At 65.1% G+C, this 17544-nt stretch carries 9 protein-coding genes; 5 read left to right on the forward strand and 4 right to left on the reverse strand.

The features are described 5' to 3' along the window. Positions 1–11: 11 nt before the first annotated feature. The 4 genes from RO069_RS01825 to recC form a co-directional block, all read right to left on the reverse strand. On the reverse strand, positions 12–899 hold the full coding sequence (locus RO069_RS01825) for an SDR family NAD(P)-dependent oxidoreductase (protein WP_328184929.1): 888 nt from the start codon (positions 897–899) through the stop codon (positions 12–14). A 149-nt stretch (positions 900–1048) separates the two neighbouring features. Then, entirely contained in the window at positions 1049–3292 is a 2244-nt protein-coding gene (gene recD, locus RO069_RS01830; protein WP_328184930.1) for an exodeoxyribonuclease V subunit alpha, read from the reverse strand. Continuing rightward, positions 3289–6972: an exodeoxyribonuclease V subunit beta gene (recB, locus tag RO069_RS01835; RefSeq protein WP_328184931.1), complete on the reverse strand. Its 3684-nt coding sequence runs from the start codon at positions 6970–6972 to the stop codon at positions 3289–3291. The genes recD and recB overlap by 4 nt, the downstream gene beginning before the upstream one ends. After that, positions 6969–10556, reverse strand: a complete 3588-nt coding sequence (gene recC, locus RO069_RS01840; protein WP_328184932.1) for an exodeoxyribonuclease V subunit gamma — start codon at positions 10554–10556, stop codon at positions 6969–6971. The genes recB and recC overlap by 4 nt, the downstream gene beginning before the upstream one ends. Positions 10557–10772: 216 nt before the next feature. On the opposite strand from recC, the gene RO069_RS01845 reads away from it, so the two are divergent. The 5 genes from RO069_RS01845 to RO069_RS01865 all read left to right on the forward strand — a co-directional run bounded on the left by RO069_RS01845 (position 10773) and on the right by RO069_RS01865 (position 17482). Beyond that, positions 10773–11210, forward strand: a complete 438-nt coding sequence (locus RO069_RS01845) for a DUF4864 domain-containing protein (RefSeq protein WP_328184933.1) — start codon at positions 10773–10775, stop codon at positions 11208–11210. A gap of 98 nt (positions 11211–11308) precedes the next feature. Beyond that, entirely contained in the window at positions 11309–13006 is a 1698-nt protein-coding gene (locus RO069_RS01850; protein ID WP_328184934.1) for a VRR-NUC domain-containing protein, read from the forward strand. Next, a complete protein-coding gene (locus RO069_RS01855) occupies positions 13003–15264 on the forward strand; it encodes an ATP-dependent DNA helicase (RefSeq protein ID WP_328184936.1) in 2262 nt (753 codons plus the stop codon). Before RO069_RS01850 ends, RO069_RS01855 begins: the two co-directional genes overlap by 4 nt. 191 nt (positions 15265–15455) lie before the next feature. After that, a complete protein-coding gene (locus tag RO069_RS01860) occupies positions 15456–16661 on the forward strand; it encodes a Fic family protein (protein ID WP_328184938.1) in 1206 nt (401 codons plus the stop codon). Positions 16662–16765: 104 nt separating this feature from the next. Then, positions 16766–17482: an HNH endonuclease family protein gene (locus RO069_RS01865; RefSeq protein ID WP_328184939.1), complete on the forward strand. Its 717-nt coding sequence runs from the start codon at positions 16766–16768 to the stop codon at positions 17480–17482. Positions 17483–17544: the final 62 nt, after the last annotated feature.

Below are 17544 nucleotides of genomic sequence, written 5' to 3' on the forward strand. Positions count from 1 at the left end.
CCCTGGTGGTATCAGCCCTTGTTGTGGGCTTCCATCAGGTTGGTGATTTCCTGCTGGCCCTGGGCGCCGCCCATGCCGGGCACCTGGTCGCCGGTGCGGTCGGAAATCTCGGCAAAACGGGCCGCGATCTGGTCGGCCGCGTCTTCGTCGTCACCGATGTACACGCCCTTGGTCAGGGTGATATGGGCGGTCTCGAACGAACCGGCGCCGGCGGCCAGGATGGTGCGGGTCGGGGCGTCCTCGGAGCACAGGAAGACCACGCCCGGGGACACGGTTTCCGGCTTCAGCTTGTCCAGCACTTCCTGGGGCATCAGGCCTTCGGTCATTTGGGTGGCGGCGGTGGGTGCCAGGGAGTTCACCCGGATGTTGTACTTGCCGCCTTCCAGGGCCAGCGTCTGCATGAAGCCCACCAGCGCCAGTTTGGCGGCGCCGTAGTTGGACTGGCCGAAGTTGCCGAACAGGCCGGACGACGAGGTGGTCATCACGATGCGGCCATACTGCTGGTTGCGCATGATCTCCCACACCGCCTTGGTGCAGTTCACGGACCCCATCAGGTGTACATCCAGCACGGTGGAGAAGTCGTCCAGGTCCATCTTGGCAAAGGTCTTGTCCCGCAGGATACCGGCGTTGTTCACCAGGATGTCGATCCGGCCCCACTGGTCCATCACCTTGCCGACCATGCTTTCCACCGCCGCAAAATCCGACACGGAACAGGCGTGGCTGATGGCCTCGCCGCCAGCGGCACGAATCTCTTCCGCGACAGCTTCCGCCGGCTCGGCGCCCAGGTCATTGACGACAACCCTGGCGCCACGGGCAGCCAGGGCAAGGGCATGACAGCGGCCCAGGCCACCGCCGGCACCGGTGACGATGGCTACCTGGTCGTTGAGTCTGATGGTCATGGTTGGTTCTCCTGAATTGTCGTGTTTTTGGTTTTCTGGAAAGGGGGGTTGAGTATAAAGGATTCAGCGCCGATGTGATCTATCCCCTGTAGAGGATAAAACGGGCGTTATCCTCTACCGGGGGTAAACATTGCCATCACCTGGGCTGCTCACTCCCACAATCGCTGCGCCAGCCCGGACGCCCGCACCACCCGCTGGGCCACGCTTTCCTTCAGCACGGTTTCATCCTCCGCGATCAGGCTGAACCAGTGCCTTGCCCGGGTGATGCCGGTGTAGACCAGTTCCCGGGTCAGCACCGGGCTGAGTCGGTCCGGCAGGATCAGGCAGGTGTGGGTGAACTCCGAGCCCTGGGACTTGTGGACCGTCATGGCGTAGACGGTTTCCAGTTGCTGCAGGCGGCTGGGGGAGATCCAGCGGATGCTGTCAGTACCGTCGCTGGCGGGGAAGGCGACCCGCAAGGTGGGCTTTGGCTGGCCATCCTCATCTTTGTCCCAGGGCAGGCTGAAGGTGATGCCGATGTCACCGTTCATCAGCCCCAGGTTGTAATCGTTGCCGGTGACCAGCACCGGGCGCCCGGCGTACCAGCCTTCGGCCCGGGGGATCAGCTTTTCGCTTAACAGTTGCTGGGCAATGTGCTCGTTCAGGCCTTCCACGCCCCAAGGGCCCTTGCGCAGGGCACAAAGCACCTGGAAATCGGCAAAGTCCGCCAGTACCTGCCGGGCCAGTTTGTCCCAGTCCTCCCGGGGGCTGCCGGCATCCAGGCCTTGGTCCCGCATGCGGGTCAGGTAGTGTCGGTAGCCGGTGGGCGGTGGCAACGTCTGATCATTCATCTGACGGTCCTCGCCCCGGTTGTGGAAGGTCGTGGGTGAACCGGTAACGGCATGGTGGCAGACCAGGCGCTGGGTGTCCTCGGGCGTCGGGCCGGCGGGAAGTATGGCCACATCCTCGAATCCACCGCTGCGTGCCTTGGCCAGCAGGGCGTCGTCCAGGGCGTTGCTGTTCACCCCATCCGCCAGCTTGCGGATGCCGCTGTCTTCCTGGAATCGGTAGCTCTTGCGCAGCATGGCCACCGCCTGGTCCATGGCGCTGCCGTTTTCATCCAGTAGGGATTCCGGTACCTGCATCCCGGTGACGGCGGTCAGCCAGTCTGCCGTCGCGGTCGTGTAATGGGCGGGTCCGGCGCGCTGGCAAAGTTCCCCGAGTACCGCGCCGGCGTCCACCGAGGCGAGCTGGTCCCGGTCCCCCAGCAGGATCAGGTGGGCGCTGGCGGGCAGGGCGTCGATCACCGAGGCCATCAGGTCCACGTCCACCATAGAGGCCTCGTCGATCACCAGGATATCCACCAGCAGCGGGTTGTCCCGGTTATGGCGGAACTGACGGGAGTCCGGGCGGCTGCCCAGCAGCCGGTGCAGGGTGGTGACCCGGGTGGGGATGTCGTCCTGGCCGATCTGGCCGGGCAGTTGTGCCAGTGGCAACCGGCTGGCGGCACCGCCGATGGATTCGTTGAGGCGTGCGGCTGCTTTACCCGTCGGAGCCGCCAGGCGGATGCGGTACTTGCGCCCCTGCCTTTGCGGCGAGGTTCCGGCGACGGCCTGCAACGCCGCCAGCAGGTTGACCACGGTGGTGGTCTTGCCGGTACCGGGGCCGCCGGTGATCACCCCAAAGCGGTTGCGGGCGGCCAGGGCGCAGGCCAGTTTCTGGTAATCCACGTCATCCCGGGCCGGGAACAGGGTGTCCAGGGCGGTGCGCAGGGTCCGGGCCTCCGGGGAGGCGGTATCCGCCAGCGATGAGGGCTGATCCAGCCGCTGGCGGATGCCATCGGCAATACGCTGCTCGTAGCGCCAGAAGCGACGCAGGTAGAGGCGATTGCCGTCCAGCACCAGCGGCGTGGGCAGAGCACCCTGGCTGGCGGCGCCGGATGAGGCCAGAACCTGGTGGCACTCGTCCAGACTGATCCGGGCCAGTAGCTGATCCGGTCTCGGCAGCGCCGGCTCGTCCGCGGCGACTCGGTTTACGGGGTCTTCCGGCGGCAGCGACAGGGTCTGGCTGGCATCCCCCAGCAACGTGGCGAGATCAATGCAGACGTGGCCCCGGCCCACCTGATGGGACACCAGGGCCGCCAGCAGGATCAGTAGCGGCTGGGGATGTTCCCCCTGTTCCTCGCTCAGGGTGCGGATCAGGTGGGCGAATTCCCGGTCCAGTGGTCGTATCCAGTCCTGCGACTGCCAGTTGGCCAGCAGGTGTTCCATGGCGTCCAGGTCGGCGAACGGGGCCGTGACATCCACGGGAGGCTCAGCGTCATGATGAGCTTCCGCCTGCTCCGGAACAGTGACTTCCGTGGACTCGTCCAGATCCAGGGAGAACTGCTGGTCGTTGTTGCGCTTGCGACTCATGCCGCTTCCCCCCTGTCCGCGTCCCCATCAAACAGGGCATCCAGGGCGTCGATCAGCGCCCGGGGTGGCTTGTCGGCGAATACCCCGGCGGAGGGGGCCTCGATACCTCGCAGGAACAGGTATACGGCGCCGCCGATATGGGTGTCGTAGTCGTAGTCCGGCAACCGGGCTTTCAGCAGCCGGTGCAGGGCCAGCAGGTAGAGCACGTACTGCAGGTCGTAGCGTTTCTCCAGGATCACCTCCCCCATGGCCTGTCGGGTGTAGGCGCTGTCGTCCTCCCCCAGGGTGTTGGACTTGTAGTCCAGCACGTAATAGCGGCCTTCGTGTTCGAACACCAGGTCGATAAAGCCCTTCACCATGCCGTTGAATTGTTGGTCGTCCACCGCCGGGCGGTCGGCACCGTTCAGGGTGTGGCGGGTGACCAAGGCGTCCAGCCGGCGGGTCGAGACATTGCGGCTCTCGAACCAGAATTCCAGCTCCGGTCGCAGGCTGGCGAGGTCGGCGAGGCTGGCGCTTTCCCGGCCATCCCGGTCCAGGGGCAACGGCTGTGTGATCAGGGCCAGCAGCCACTGCTCCAGGGGCTCTACCCAGTCGCTCCAGCCCCGGGTACGGCAGCGGCGGGCGAGCTGGTCCCGCAGCAGCGCCGGGTCGTCGGCAAGTTCGGCCATGCCCTGGGCGGTGCACCATTCCAGCAGTTCGTGGAGGAAGGTGCCGGGGCCGGCCCCCTTCGGGAAGTGGTGCTGGTTGCGGGCTGCCGGTGGCGCGCTGGTTTCCTCCGCCGGCTGGCGGCTTTCCTCCAGCAGGTTCTGGGCTTCGGCGTCTTCCACCTCGTCCACAAAGGGGATGCCCGTGCCGCTCAGGCCGCTGTATTCGATGGAGGAGTAGCTGGCTATCCACCAGTCTTCCCGGGCCTCGCGGGTGGAGATCAGCGCCGGGCCCAGGGTTTCCGGGGCGTCCTCGGTGTAGTGGGTCTGCTCCGCCTGCGGCAGGGGGGTAACGGTGATTTCCGGATGGCCTTCCGCCAGGGTGTGCAGGCGCGGCCCCAGCTCGCCGCTGGCCTCGCCCCGGGCATCCAGCAGGTAGCCCAGGCCGCTCAGGTGCCAGTCGGACAGGGCCGTGGCTCCCACCCAGGTGGCGTGGCGGGCCCGGGTCAGGGCCACGTAGAGCTTGCGGATATCCTCCCCGAGGCGCTCCCGGTCGGCGCGATTGACGTCGTCCGTTTCCGGGTCGAACACGGTGATTAGCTGGCCGTTGTCATCGTGGTAGCGCACGAAGGCCTGCTTCTGGTCCTGGGCGCGGAAGGCGGTGCCGAAGGGCAGGAACACCAGCGGGTATTCCAGGCCCTTGGACTTGTGTACCGTGATCACCTTCACCAGCCCGGCGTCGCTCTCCAGGCGCAGGGTGCGGTGTTCGTCCTCGGTGTCGGCGGCCCGCAGGATCTGGGTGTAGTGGTGCGCCAGGGCGTGCTCGCCGTCCAGTTGCAGGCTGTCCTGCTGCAGCAGTTCGGCGATGTGGAGGATGTCAGTAAGCCGCCGCTCACCGTCCGGGCGTTGCAGCAGCCGGCCGGGCACCTGGAAGTCCATCAGGAACCGGCGCAGGGTGGGCAGTACGCCCTGGCTCTGCCATTGCTGCTGGTAGCCCATGAAACGCTCGATTTCCCGCTCCAGGGCGATCTCGTCGGTGAGCAACCGGTCCAGGTCGGACCAGGGCAGGCCCAGTGTCGGCGTCGCCAGCGCGGCCCGGGCCAGGGCCAGTTGCCGGGGCTCGGCGAAGGCCCGCAGCCAGCACAGGATTTCCTGGGCTTCCGGGGAGGTGAGCACCGAATCCCGGTCCGACAGGTAGACACTGCGGATGCGCCGCTGGCGCAGGGCATCGCGAACGGCGGCGGCCTCGTTACGGTTATTGACCAGGATGGCGATATCGCCGGGGCGCACGGGGTCCAGGTCCGCGGGGTTGTCGTTGGCGGCAAAGCCGGCCTGTCCCGCCTGGCCCAGGGTGAGCAGGCGGGCTACCTCGCTGGCACAGGTATCGGCTACCCGATCGGTCGCCGTGCCCTTGGCCGGGTGCTTGTCGTCCTCGCTTTCCAGGGTCCAGAAACTCAGGCTGGGCCGGGCCTCGCCGTTGACTGTCCAGGTGCGTTTGGTGCCGTTGGCCCGCACCGGCTGGAAGGGCAGGGGTGTGGTGTCCCCCTTGCCGAACAGGAAGGCGCCGTCCCGGGCATGCTGGTCGCCATGCTGGAACACTCGGTTAACCGCCTCCACCATGGCCTGGGATGAACGGAAGTTGCGGCCCAGGGTGAAGGTACGGTCCTGAACACCCCGACGGGCCTCCAGGTAGGTATGGATGTCCGCGCCCCGGAAGCCGTAGATGGCCTGCTTGGGGTCGCCGATCATCAGCAGGCAGGTGTCGGTGTTCGCCACCTGATAGATACGGTCGAAGATGCGGTATTGCACCGGGTCCGTGTCCTGGAACTCGTCGATCAGCGCGGCGGGAAACTGGCGGCGGATGGTGGCGGCCAGTTGTGGGCCCCGGGGGCCTTGCAGGGCGTCGTCCAGCCGGGTCAGCAGGTCGTCGAAGCCCATCTCCGAGCGCTTCTGCTTCTCCGATTCCAGGCGCTGGCTGACCCAGTGGCTGGCGTGGCGCAGGATGTCCGCCCGGGTGCTGGGCAGGTCCGCGCTGAAGGCCATCAGCTCGGCAACAGCGTCAAAGGCCGGATGTTCGGGCAATGGGCCATCGCCTTTCACTTTTTCCGCCAGGCCTTCCGGGGTCTGGTTCTTCAGGCCGGCCTTGTCCAGCCCGTCCGGCAGCAGGTTATCCGAGTCCACCCAGGCCAGCAGGTTGTCCCAGGCGGTGACCATGGACTTGCGGCTGCTGCCATGGAGTCGCTTGCCCAGGCCCTCCAGCAAGTCGATCACCTCGTCTTTCCACTGGGACCAGGGCAGGGCCTTGAGGTCATCGGAGCGTTCACGGCGTTTCCGCACCGCTTGTTCGATGGCGCCCTGGATGTCGGCGCCCGGCGATTGCAGCCGTTGGCTGTCGTTCAGCAGGTTGCGGACGGATTTACGCAGGTCTCCCGGGGTTTTCCAGTGGCCAAGGATTTCCTCCATCTGTGCGGGCGGTAGCGGGTAGGCGAAGGTGCGCCAGTAGTCCCGCACCACCTCGTCCAGCAGTTCGGTCTGGTCGGTTTCCAGGGTCAGGCGGAACAGGCTGCCGCTGTCGAAGGCGTGCTCGCTGAGCATGCGGTGGCACCAGCCGTGGATGGTGGACACGGCGGCCTCGTCCATCCATTCCGCTGCCAGCAGCAGGCGCTTGCGACAGGCGGGCCAGGTGGCCGGGTCCGGATAGCTCTCGTCCCGCAACTGGTAGATCAGGGCGGTTTCCGGGGGCGGGTTGGTGTCGTCCGCCGCGTCCGAGAACACCTCCGCCGCCTGGGTCAGACGGGCGCGGATACGGTCCCGCAGCTCCTTGGTGGCGGCCTCGGTAAAGGTCACCACCAGCAGGTTGGGCGGGTCGATGCCCGGGCTGAGCGGGCTGCCTTCCGGCTGGCCATGGCCCAGCACCAGCCGTACGTAGAGGATGGCGATGGTGAAGGTCTTGCCGGTGCCGGCGCTGGCCTCGATCAGGGTGCTGCCGTTCAGGGTCAGGGTCAGCGGGTTGAGGGTGGTGCTGCGCTGGCTCATGCGTCTCCCCCGATCTGTTCCGCGGCCGTCTTGTCCTGCTCCGCTTCCCACAGCGGCAGGTAGAGCTGATGCAGCCAGCCCTCGAAGGCTTCGTTCACCAGTTGTTCCGGGGTCTCGAAGGCGCTGCGCAGGTAGCCGGTGTCCCGTTGCAGGGCGGTGTCATAGGCCGTAATGGCGTCTTCTATAGCCCGGTCGTGATCGGCCCGGTACTTCTTGCTCTGGTAGAAACTGTAGATCCAGGCGAAGGCGGCCTCGCAGTGCAGGGGCAGGGCCCGGGTGGTGGCCTGCATCCAGCCGTTCAGAATCGCTTCCAGGTGCGTTCGGGCCTGCTCCGGGGGCAGGGGCCGGAAGGTAATGTTGCGCTTTTCCTCCTTGCCCAGGATCAGTGTGGTGAACGGCGTTTCAGTGAGCTGGCCGGCCAGGTGGATCACCCAGTCGGCCATCAGGTTGGCGTAGCGCACCTTGCGGGTACTGCCGGAGCCGGACAGCAGGCTGGAGCGGGACACCACCAGTCGGCAGAATTCGCCGCCGGGGCCGGCGCGCAGGCCGTCGATCAGATCCAGCAGTTCCACCGAACCCAGGTCGCCGGTAGCGGTAAGCTGGAAGGTGACGGGCTCCGCCAGTGCTTCCGGCCATTCGGTCAGGGCCTGCCGGTAGCGACCATGCAGGTCCGGCAGGCGTTCGGCCAGCTCCGAGCGCAACCGGTGCTCGGTCAGGCCCATGCCCAGGTCGCCCCGGCGGGCCATACGGTCCAGGGTGGTGTGGATGCGGTGCTGGAATTCGTCGTCATCCTCCGCCTTCAGCACCGCCTCGCCAATCAGTTCGTTGTCCAGGCGCCAGCGGTCCAGGCCGTTGAGGTCGAAGTTCTCGTTGTCGGTGTCGTCGGCGTCCACCCCTTCAAAGCGCACCTGTAGCCGTCGCTGGAAGAAGGTCTCGACGGGGCGCTTGAGGAAGGCGGCCAGGTCCGCGAAGGTGATGGGCTCCTCCGGTGGCTGCCAGGGCAGGGCCGCCTGTTCAGACTCATCCGGGCCGCGGCCATGGGCACTGCGCCACTCCTGTTCATAGGTGAACAGGTGGCGCTCCCGCAGGATATCCTCCAGGGGGCGCGGCGGGCTGTCCGGTTCCGGTTGCTGTCCGTTGGCCTGGGGGAAATAGGCCCGGCTGAAGGGCTGCAATGGGTGTTCGGTGGTGAGGGCGCGGGTGACGTGCTGGTCCGGGTGGCCGGCCACCTGCCACAGGCTGTCGAGATGGTCCTGCAGCTGGCTGACCAGTACCGACGCGGGCCGTTCCGAGTCGTCCCTGATACTGCGGCCCACCCAGCTGATGTAGAGCTGCTCCCGGGCGGACAGCAGCGCTTCCAGGAACAGGTAGCGGTCGTCTTCCCGCCGGGAGCGGTCGCCGGGCCGGTAGTCGTTGGCCATCAGGTCGAAGTCCACCGGCGGTCGGGAACGGGGGTAGTCGCCATCGTTCATGCCCAGCAGGCACACCTTGCGGAAGGGGATGGCCCGCATGGGCATCAGGGTGGCGAAGTTGACCTTGCCCGCCAGGAAGCGCTGGTTCAGGCCGCCTTCGTCCAGGCCATCCAGCAGCACATCCTTGACGATGTTCAGGGGCAGCGGGGTGTCCTGCAGGCCGGCGGCCAGGGCGTCCTCCAGCCACTGTTCCAGGTGGCGGCGGAAGCGGTTCAGCAACAGCAGGTCGTGGCCTTCCAGGTCCTCGAAGAACTGCGCCAGCATGTCCGAGAACAGGGCTTCCCAGGCGGCCGGCGTGCGAGGCTGTTGCAAGGCGCTCCACAGGTTCTCGAGCTGCGAGACAAAGTCCGACAGCCGGCCCGCCAGACTGGCCTGCAAGCCGCCGATTTCGGCATAGGGTTCCACATCGGCCCAGGGCTCATCGTCCCCCATGCCATAGCCCAGCAGCATGGCCCGCAGGCCCGACTGCCAGGTGTTGCGGGCCAGGTCGCCGGGCAGTTCCAGGGTCTCCCGCTGCTGGCGGTTCAGGCCCCAGCGGATATTGGCCCCCTCCACCCAGCGCCTGGCCAGGGGGATCTCGTCCTCGCCGATGCCAAAACGCTGGCGGATGCCCGGCACCTCCAGCAGGCTGATGATCTCGCTCACCGCAAAGCGGCTGCGGGGCAGGCCCATGAGGGTTTCCAGGGCAATCAGCACCGGTTCGTGGTGGCGCTGGCCCTGGTCGGAAATGGTGAACGGGATATAGCGGGTGCTGCCGGCCTGGTAACGGCTGAAGACCGCCTGGATATGGGGCGCATACACGTTGATGTCCGGCACCATCACGATCACGTCCCGGGGCCGCAGGGTGGCGTCGGCGTTGAAGGCGGCCAGCAACTGGTCGTGGAGGATTTCCACCTCGCGCTGGGGGCTATGGGCGTCGTGGAAGGCCAGGGAGTGGTCCGTGGCCGGGTCCAAGGTGCGCTGCTGCTCGCGGATTTCCTGCAGGGGCGTCAGGTTGTAGATGTCGTTCTGCAGTTGGTGCAGCAGTCGGGGCTGGGCCGGGTCACCGTGCTCGGAGAAGATGTCGATCTTCTGGTCCGGGGTCTGGAACCGGTGCTGGTATTCCTCCGGGTTATCAAATTCGTCCAGCAGCCGGATGTAATCCCGGCCCTGCTTGCCCCAGGCAGCCAGCAGCGGGTTGGCGTGCTGGTGGAGCTGTTCCGGGTCGGCAACCTTCGCCAGGACGGGATGCTCGCGACCCCGGCGGCGCTGGGCATTGAGCAGGTCCCGGTCGCTGATGATATCGGCCCAGTAGAACTGGCTGGGGTTATGGACGCACAGCACCACCTGGCTGAACCGGCTCAGCACATGCAGGGCTTCCAATGCCTGCCGGGGCAGGGACGATACGCCGAACACCACAATGCGTTGCGGCAGCCGCTCCGGGTGGGCAGGGCGTTGCAGGCGCTCGCCCTCCTCCACGAACCGGGTGTGGATGCGGGAGCGGCTGGTCTGGGACAGCTCGCCCACATCCGCCACCAGGGCCCGCCACAGCCGGGGCTGCCAGAGGGTTTCCGCATCCAAAGGCTTTTCCTCGCCCCGGGCGGTGATCATGACCTCCCGGCCCTGCTCCCAGGTGCTGAGCCAGTCGGCCCGGAATACCTGGTACTGGTCGAACAGGTCCGCCACCTTCTCCGCCAGCTGGAAGGCCCGCAGATCGGGATCCGTGCCTTCCAGGAAGCGGGCCAGGGGTGCGAATACCTCGTCCGTGGGCACCAGCTCCGGCAGCAGACGATAAAACCGCCACACCAGCCGGCGCTTGTCGAACGGAGACTGCTCCGGCACCTCGCCGTCCGGCAGTACGGCCCGGTAGGCCTGCCAGATAAAGCGGGCGGGAAACAGGAAGTCCATGCCGGCGGCAATGCCCAGCCCGCCGTCTGCGCCCTCGTCACTGCGTTTCTCGGCCAGGGCCAGCTTCAGCCATTGGGCGATGCCGTTGCTCTGGACCAGGAAGGTTTCGCTGTCCAGGGGCGGTACCGGGGTCTGGCGGCACAGGTACACCACCGCCCGGCGCAGGTCCTCCAGGTGGTTGGCGTGGATGGCGTGGAAGCCGGGCTGTAGGTGGGCGGTGGTCATCTTGCTCCCGGTATGGGTACGTCATTAATCCTGACTGCACAGGTTACCGCAACTGGCCCCGGAAAACCGATCCGGCGATTGACCTGGCTGAATGGGTTTCGGGCGTAGTCTGTGTTGCCGGTCTATAATTGATCAAGAAGTAGTCAGTTTGGTCCATCCATCGTCGGCTCACGACCGTATCCACCGGTAGTGTCGGTCCCTGCGGAGGGCTCCAAGATGACGAAAAGACGACGAACTGTCCATGTCGGGTTGCCGGTTTTGCTGGTGGCCCTGGGTCTGCTCGCCCTGGTCTCCGTTTCGCCGCTGGCCGACGAGACGGACGCGGCCATCCGTGACGTCATCCTCACCCAGATCGAAGCCTTTGCCAACGATGACGAACTGGGCGCCTGGGTCCATGCGTCCCGGGGCATACAGAGGCGTCTGCGTTCCCCCGAAATGCTGCTCTATGTGGTACAGAACGCCTATCCACCGGTTCACCGGGCCGCGTCCATCCGTTTCGGACAACGCATTCCCCACAACGAGTTCGAGATTCAGGTGGTGCGCCTGGAAGGGCCGGAGGGCAAGCTATGGGACGCCTACTACCGCATGGTCCGCAAGGACAGTGAATGGAAGGTGGGCGGCGTCACCCTGCAGCGGGCGGATTTTGGTATCTGATCCTCAAAACAGGGCACCTGAGATGCCTTGAGCCCTGCCTGGACTCGTCGTAGAGTTGGGGCCTTGATGCCATCCGCCACAGGTTGCCCCCGTCAGTGATGAAGACCCCCGAAAGACAGGATTTGCGACCCCAGGCCGCGGACCTGACCAGCCCTCTGTACTACCTGGAGAACATGGAAACCGTGGTGAACTGGGTGGACGATCACCACGGCGACCTGCTGACGGCCGACGAGCGACGTCGACTGGCGGATTTCCGGTCTCTGTCGGTGTCCGCCCGGGCCCTGCTGACCCGGATGATCATGCGTACCGGCGAGCTGTTCCGTACCGACAAGCTGAGTTACCCGGAGCTGCCGGAGCCGGAAACCGTCGCCCTTGCCGAACTGGCAGCGGGTGGATGGGTGCAGTCAGCGGATCTTTTGAGCCTTGACGACCTGTTTCGCCTGTTCACCCTGGCGGAACTGCGACCAGTGTTTGCGACCACCCTGGCAGATCTCGGGCATCCCCGGGCGCTTCCCAAGGCTGGCATGAAGGCGGTGCTGGCGGATCACCTGGATGGGGCCGTCTGTCTTGCGGACTGGCTGCCGGCGCACCAGGATACCGTTGTTCACCTGCCCCATATGTCCCTGTTCGACCGACTCCGCCTGATGTTCTTCGGCAACCTGCGCCAGAGCTGGCCGGACTTTGTGCTGGTGGAACTGGGTTACCAGCAATATGAGGAAGTCTCTTTCACCCCCGAGCCCCGGGCGTTCCAGCACCGTGAGGAGGTGGATTGCTACCTGGTGATGCACCAGTGCCGGGAACAGTTGGATGAAGGCGTGCTGGCCAGTGACGTGTGGCCGCAGGTGCCGGCCCCCACCGACAATGCCTGGCTGGCCAGTCGACGTGATCGATTACTGCTGGAACTGGGCCGGCAGGCGGAACGCCAGGGCGAGCGGGAACTGGCGCTGGCGGTGCTGTCGCAGAGCTCCCACCGGGAAGCACGGCTGAAACAGCTGCGGTTGCTGGAGCGAATGAAGCGTTTTGACGAGGCCTGGGCCATTGCCCGGGACTGGCACACCATGGAACTCAGCGATGCCGAGACCCAGGGCCTGGCCCGCATCCTCAAGCGGGTGGCCCGCAAGGTGGGGCAACCGGTGCCGGAGCTGCCCGCCGAGCCCGCTCCGGACGAATTCCTGGTGACCCTGCCCCACACGGGTTTGCCGGTGGAGGTGGCCGTCCAGCAGCACCTGTGGCAGGACCACCAGCCGGTCTTCTACGTGGAAAATACCCTGATCAACGGTTTGTTCGGGTTGTTGTGCTGGGATGTGGTCTTCGCCCCGGTGCCGGGGGCCTTCTTCCACCCCTTCCATGTGGGCCCGGCGGACCTGACCCGTGAGGATTTCGTGGACCGGCGCCGGGAAAGTCTGGAACGCTGTTTCGAGCGACTGCGGGGCGACTATCGGCAGACGATCATGGCCACCTTCCAGCGCAAGCAGGGCCTCGCCAATCCGTTCGTCAACTGGCTGGTGGTGACCGAGGACCTGCTGGAACTGGCACTGGACTGCATTCCCGCCGACCACCTGGAGGTGCTGTTCCGGCGGCTGCTCCACAACCTGAAGGAGCACCGTAGCGGCTTTCCGGACCTGATCCGTTTCCTGCCCGACGAGGAGGCCCCGGCCCGGCGTTATGAAATGATTGAGGTGAAGGGCCCCGGCGACCGCCTGCAGGATCACCAGCGGCGATGGCTGGCGTTTTTCCACCACCAGGGCATCGCGGCACGGGTCTGTTACGTGCGCTGGCAGGGTGAGGGCACGTGAAGGTCGCGGTACGCACCCTCTGTGAGTTTGCCGCCCGGCGGGGCGACCTGGATTTCCGATACACGCCGGCGCCCTCGTCGGAAGAGGGCATCGCGGGCCATCAGTCGGTGCAGTCCCGCCGCGGTTACGGTTACCAGAGTGAGTACCTGCTCACTGGTGAATGCCTGGGGCTGGAGCTTTCCGGCCGCGCCGACCTGTACAACTCCCACAAGGGCCTGCTGGAAGAGATCAAGACCCACCGTGGCGACCTGTCCCGTATCCGCGAACACCAACGTGCCCTGCACCGGGCCCAGTTGCGGGCCTATGGCGCGTTGCTGTGCCGACAGGAAGGCCGTCGCAAGCTCACCCTGTCGCTGGTCTATTACGACACTGCCCGGGACAGGGAATCGCCGGTCACGGAAACCGCCACCGCGGACGAACTGTGGCAGGAACTGGAAGCCCTGTGTCACGCCTACAGACACTGGGCGGAACAGGAGGAACACCATCGTGAACAGCGGGATCAGCGGCTGAGTGAAATCCGGTTCCCGTTCGCGGATTTCCGCACCGGTCAGCGGCAGCTGGCGGAAACCGTCTACCGCAATGCCGTCAGGTCCCGCACCCTATTACTGGAAGCACCCACCGGGCTGGGCAAGACCCTGGGCACCCTGTTTCCGGCACTGATGGCCATGCCCGCCGGTGGCCAGGACCGGCTGTTCTACCTCACCTGCCGCAACACCACCCGGCAACTGGCCATTGATGGGATGAACGCCCTGCGTGTGGCCCAGCCGGAACCGGATCACTGGTCCCTGCGCACCCTGGAGCTGGTGTCGAAGGACGACGCCTGCGAGCATCCGGACAAGGCCTGCCATGGCGATTCCTGTCCCCTGGCGAAGGACTTCTTCGACCGCCTGCCGGATGCCCGGGCAGAGGCGGCGCAGGTGCGCGAACCCCTGACCCGGGAGCGGCTGGCGACAATCGCCGCCGGCCATGACATCTGCCCCTACTTCCTGGCCCAGGAGATGGCCCGCTGGAGCGATGTGGTGGTGGCCGACGTCAACCGCCTGTTCGACCAGAGTGCGCTGCTACATGCCCTGGTCAACCAGAACCAGTGGAAGGCCAGTGTGCTGGTGGACGAGGCCCATAACCTGGTGGACAGGGCCCGGGGCATGTACTCGGTGCGGCTGGACCAGCAACGCCTGCTGCGGGTGAAAAAGACCGCGCCGAAAATCCTGAAGTCGCCCCTGAACCGGGTGGCCAGGGCCTGGCAGGACGTGGTGCGGGAACAGGAAGCGGCGGGCAGCGAGCCGGTGTTTCTCGGCGGCCTCCCCAACCGTCTGCCGGCTGCCCTGCAGGGGCTGATATCCGCGCTGACCGACTACCTGGCAGACAACCCGCCGGATCTGGCCCTGCAGGAACTGCTGTTCGAGAGCGTGGCCTTCCTGAAGCTGGCGGACCAGTTCGGTGACCATTCCCTGTGCGAGTTCCACCGGCCAGGGCGGGGCAGGGCCAGCGTTACCATACAGAACCTGATTCCGGCGGATTTCCTGCGGGCGCGTTTTGCGGCGGCCGACTCGGTGCTGCTGTTCTCCGCCACCCTCACCCCGGGTGTGTACCACCGGGATCTGCTGGGGCTGCCGGACGACAGCCGATTCACCTCGCTGCCCAGCCCCTTCAGTGCCGGGCAGCTAAAGGTACGGTTCACGCCCCGCATCAGCACCCGCAAGCCGGACCGGGAGGCCTCGCTGGCGGCCATCGCCGACCTTATCGCCAGCCAGTTCCGGGCGCGCCCGGGGCACTACCTGGCCTTCTTCAGTAGTTTCCAGTACATGCGGCAGGTAGCGGAGACCCTGGCCAGCCGGGCTCCGGATCTGCCCCAGCGGGCCCAGCAGCCGGGCATGAGCCATGGGCAACGGGCGAACTTCCTGGCGGGCTTCCGCCAGCCCGAGCCGGCGGTGGCCTTTGCGGTGCTGGGCGGTGTGTTCAGTGAAGGCATCGACCTGCCCGGTGACCAGTTGATCGGTGCCTTCGTGGCCACCCTCGGCCTGCCGCCCTTCGACCCCTGGCATGATGTGCTCAGGACCCGGCTCGACGCCCGCTTTGGCGCCGGCTACGACTACACTTACCGCATCCCCGGCCTGCAGAAGGTGGCCCAGGCCGCAGGCCGGGTCATCCGCACGCCGGAGGACGAAGGCGTGATCTGGTTGATCGACGACCGCTTCCTGCAGCCGGCGAACCGGTCGCTGTTGCCGGGCTGGTGGTTCGAACCGTCCTCTGACTAAACTGGACATGAAACCGGACAAGATATTCCGGATTACGATCAGGTATTCTGTTTTTTTGATTCTAAAATTCTTAAAAAATAACGCCTTGTGTTAATGGCGGTCATCGGCCAAACTGGACATTAAACCGGACAAGTGTTTATTGTTATGAGAACACTCTCTCCGGATACGAATGCTCCGGCATGGACCCGAGAATGGCTTCAATTCTGGATTTCAGTCCGTTTATTCCTGGCGACCAGGCGCTAGCCCGCTTTGGTATTCCTGATCGTGCCACCGAACTCAACCGTGCTGCTGCGAGATTGGATGGAAAGCTGGCGCCGGAGAGCGCTGACACGATTCGTCAGCATATGGCGGTGATCAACTCCTATTACTCCAACCTGATCGAAGGGAACAGGACGCTGCCCCATGAGATCCGTGAGGCGCAGCACGGTGATTTCAGCGACGATCCGGTTAAACGGGACTACCAGCTCGAGTCTGTTGCTCATATTGAAGTACAACGCTGGATCAGAGATCAGTCACCGTCACTCGATCAGGTTTGTTCCGCGCATTTTATTCTGGAGCTTCATCGACGCTTCTACGAAGGCGTTCCAGATTCCCTCCGGGAAGTGGGTGATGGCGGTAGTCGTATGGAATACGTTGAGCCCGGGCAATGGCGGAAACGGGACGTGAAGATCGGACAGCATGTGCCGCCTGCTGCTGACTCACTGGATGAGATGATGACCCGGTTTTGCGAGGAGTATGGTTCTGCCCGCTATCAGGGTGACAAGCGGTTGATTGCCCTGATCAGTGCCCATCATCGGTTCCTGTGGGTCCACCCGTTCCTGGACGGGAATGGTCGTGTGGTCAGGCTCTGGACTGACGCTGCCTTGCAGGCTGCCGGGCTGGAAAGCTATGGGGTCTGGTGCTTGAGCAGAGGGTTGGCCCGAGACTCTGAACAGTATCGGACCCTGTTGGCGCGAGCGGATTTTCCCCGGCAGGGTAGCAGTGATGGTCGCGGTTATCTGAGTGAAGGAGAGCTTGCCCGTTTCTGTCAGTTTGTTCTCGATACGGCGCTGGATCAGGTGAACTATATTTCCGGATTGCTGGAGCTTCAGCGCCTGAAGCAGCGAATCGAAGCCTATATCAGGGCCCGGAATGATCATCGGGTAGTCGGTCTTTCCGGAGGACTGAAGGAGATTGCCGCCACCATCCTGTACTCGGCTTTCCTTAACGGAAGCCTGCCGCGTTCAGAAGCCATCGAACTGACCGGCATGCATGAGCGAAATGCCCGAAGGTTGCTTAAACAGCTTAAGGATGACGGATTGCTGAGCGAAACCAGTACACGCTCTCCGTTGCGTTGGGAAATTCCCGACCATGCTGCTCCGTTCTATTTTCCACAACTGGCTCCCTCGAACGTCTGACCAAAGGAGCAATGACCGCAGGCGGAACACTTGTATACAATGCCTCGCAGGTGAGGGCAGCAATCAGGTAGCCCTCTGTTGTACCTGCTGTATATGGAATGTCCATGGTTTCAGTTCGCTGTCGGAACCTGGTGGCTGCGCTTTTGCTCGGGCTTGTCCCGGTGCTGGCCCAGGCCACCGTCAAGCAGTCTTCCTCGGGGCTTTGTCATCCGCCGCACAGCCCCTGGTATGAGCGCACCACTACCTTTACCGCCCATGACAGTCTCGACGCCTGCCTGGCCGCCGACGGGCGATTGCCGGATGGGGTGAGTATTGCCAGCGCTGACCCGGCGGATGAGGGCTACCGGCGCAGCGCATTCGGCCACGGCTGGGACGACGAAGACGGCGACTGCCAGGACAGTCGTGCCGAGGCACTGATTGCCACCTCCACCACCAATGTCCGCTTTGACGACGCGGACCGGTGCCGGGTGGTGACCGGTCGCTGGATATCGCCGTTCACCGGCGAGGTCATCCAGAACGCCGGCGATATCGACATCGACCATGTGGTGCCCCTGGTCTGGGCCTGGGAGCACGGTGCCAGTGAGTGGCCCCGGGAGCGCCGGGAGGCGTTTGCCAACGATCCCCTCAACCTCTGGCCCGTGGAGGCGAGCCTCAACCGCAGCAAGGGTGGCCGTGGGCCGGACGAGTGGATGCCGCCGTCCGGTGAGTGCCAGTACGTGAGCCGGTTTGTGCGAATTCTGATCAAGTACGACCTCAAGCCCCCGGAATCGGAAGCCCGGGCCTTCAACCGGTTACTCGACACCTGCCGCGCAGACTCCTAGTGTCCCGTCCGGGTAATTCGTTAGCCTACTGAGCCACTGAGGGCCTTGAGAGCAAGGCGCGG

This window comes from Marinobacter sp. OP 3.4, from assembly GCF_036224885.1.
In the GTDB taxonomy this organism is placed as follows: domain Bacteria; phylum Pseudomonadota; class Gammaproteobacteria; order Pseudomonadales; family Oleiphilaceae; genus Marinobacter.

Bases quoted from the DNA above. Each gene is read 5' to 3' on its own strand.
- recD (WP_328184930.1), bottom strand. From the start codon at position 3,292: ATGAGTCGCAAGCGCAACAACGACCAGCAGTTCTCCCTGGATCTGGAC.
- RO069_RS01845 (WP_328184933.1), top strand. From the start codon at position 10,773: ATGACGAAAAGACGACGAACTGTCCATGTCGGGTTGCCGGTTTTGCTG.
- RO069_RS01825 (WP_328184929.1), bottom strand. From the start codon at position 899: ATGACCATCAGACTCAACGACCAGGTAGCCATCGTCACCGGTGCCGGC.
- recB (WP_328184931.1), bottom strand. From the start codon at position 6,972: ATGAGCCAGCGCAGCACCACCCTCAACCCGCTGACCCTGACCCTGAAC.
- RO069_RS01860 (WP_328184938.1), top strand. From the start codon at position 15,456: ATGGCTTCAATTCTGGATTTCAGTCCGTTTATTCCTGGCGACCAGGCG.
- RO069_RS01865 (WP_328184939.1), top strand. From the start codon at position 16,766: ATGGTTTCAGTTCGCTGTCGGAACCTGGTGGCTGCGCTTTTGCTCGGG.
- RO069_RS01850 (WP_328184934.1), top strand. From the start codon at position 11,309: ATGAAGACCCCCGAAAGACAGGATTTGCGACCCCAGGCCGCGGACCTG.
- recC (WP_328184932.1), bottom strand. From the start codon at position 10,556: ATGACCACCGCCCACCTACAGCCCGGCTTCCACGCCATCCACGCCAAC.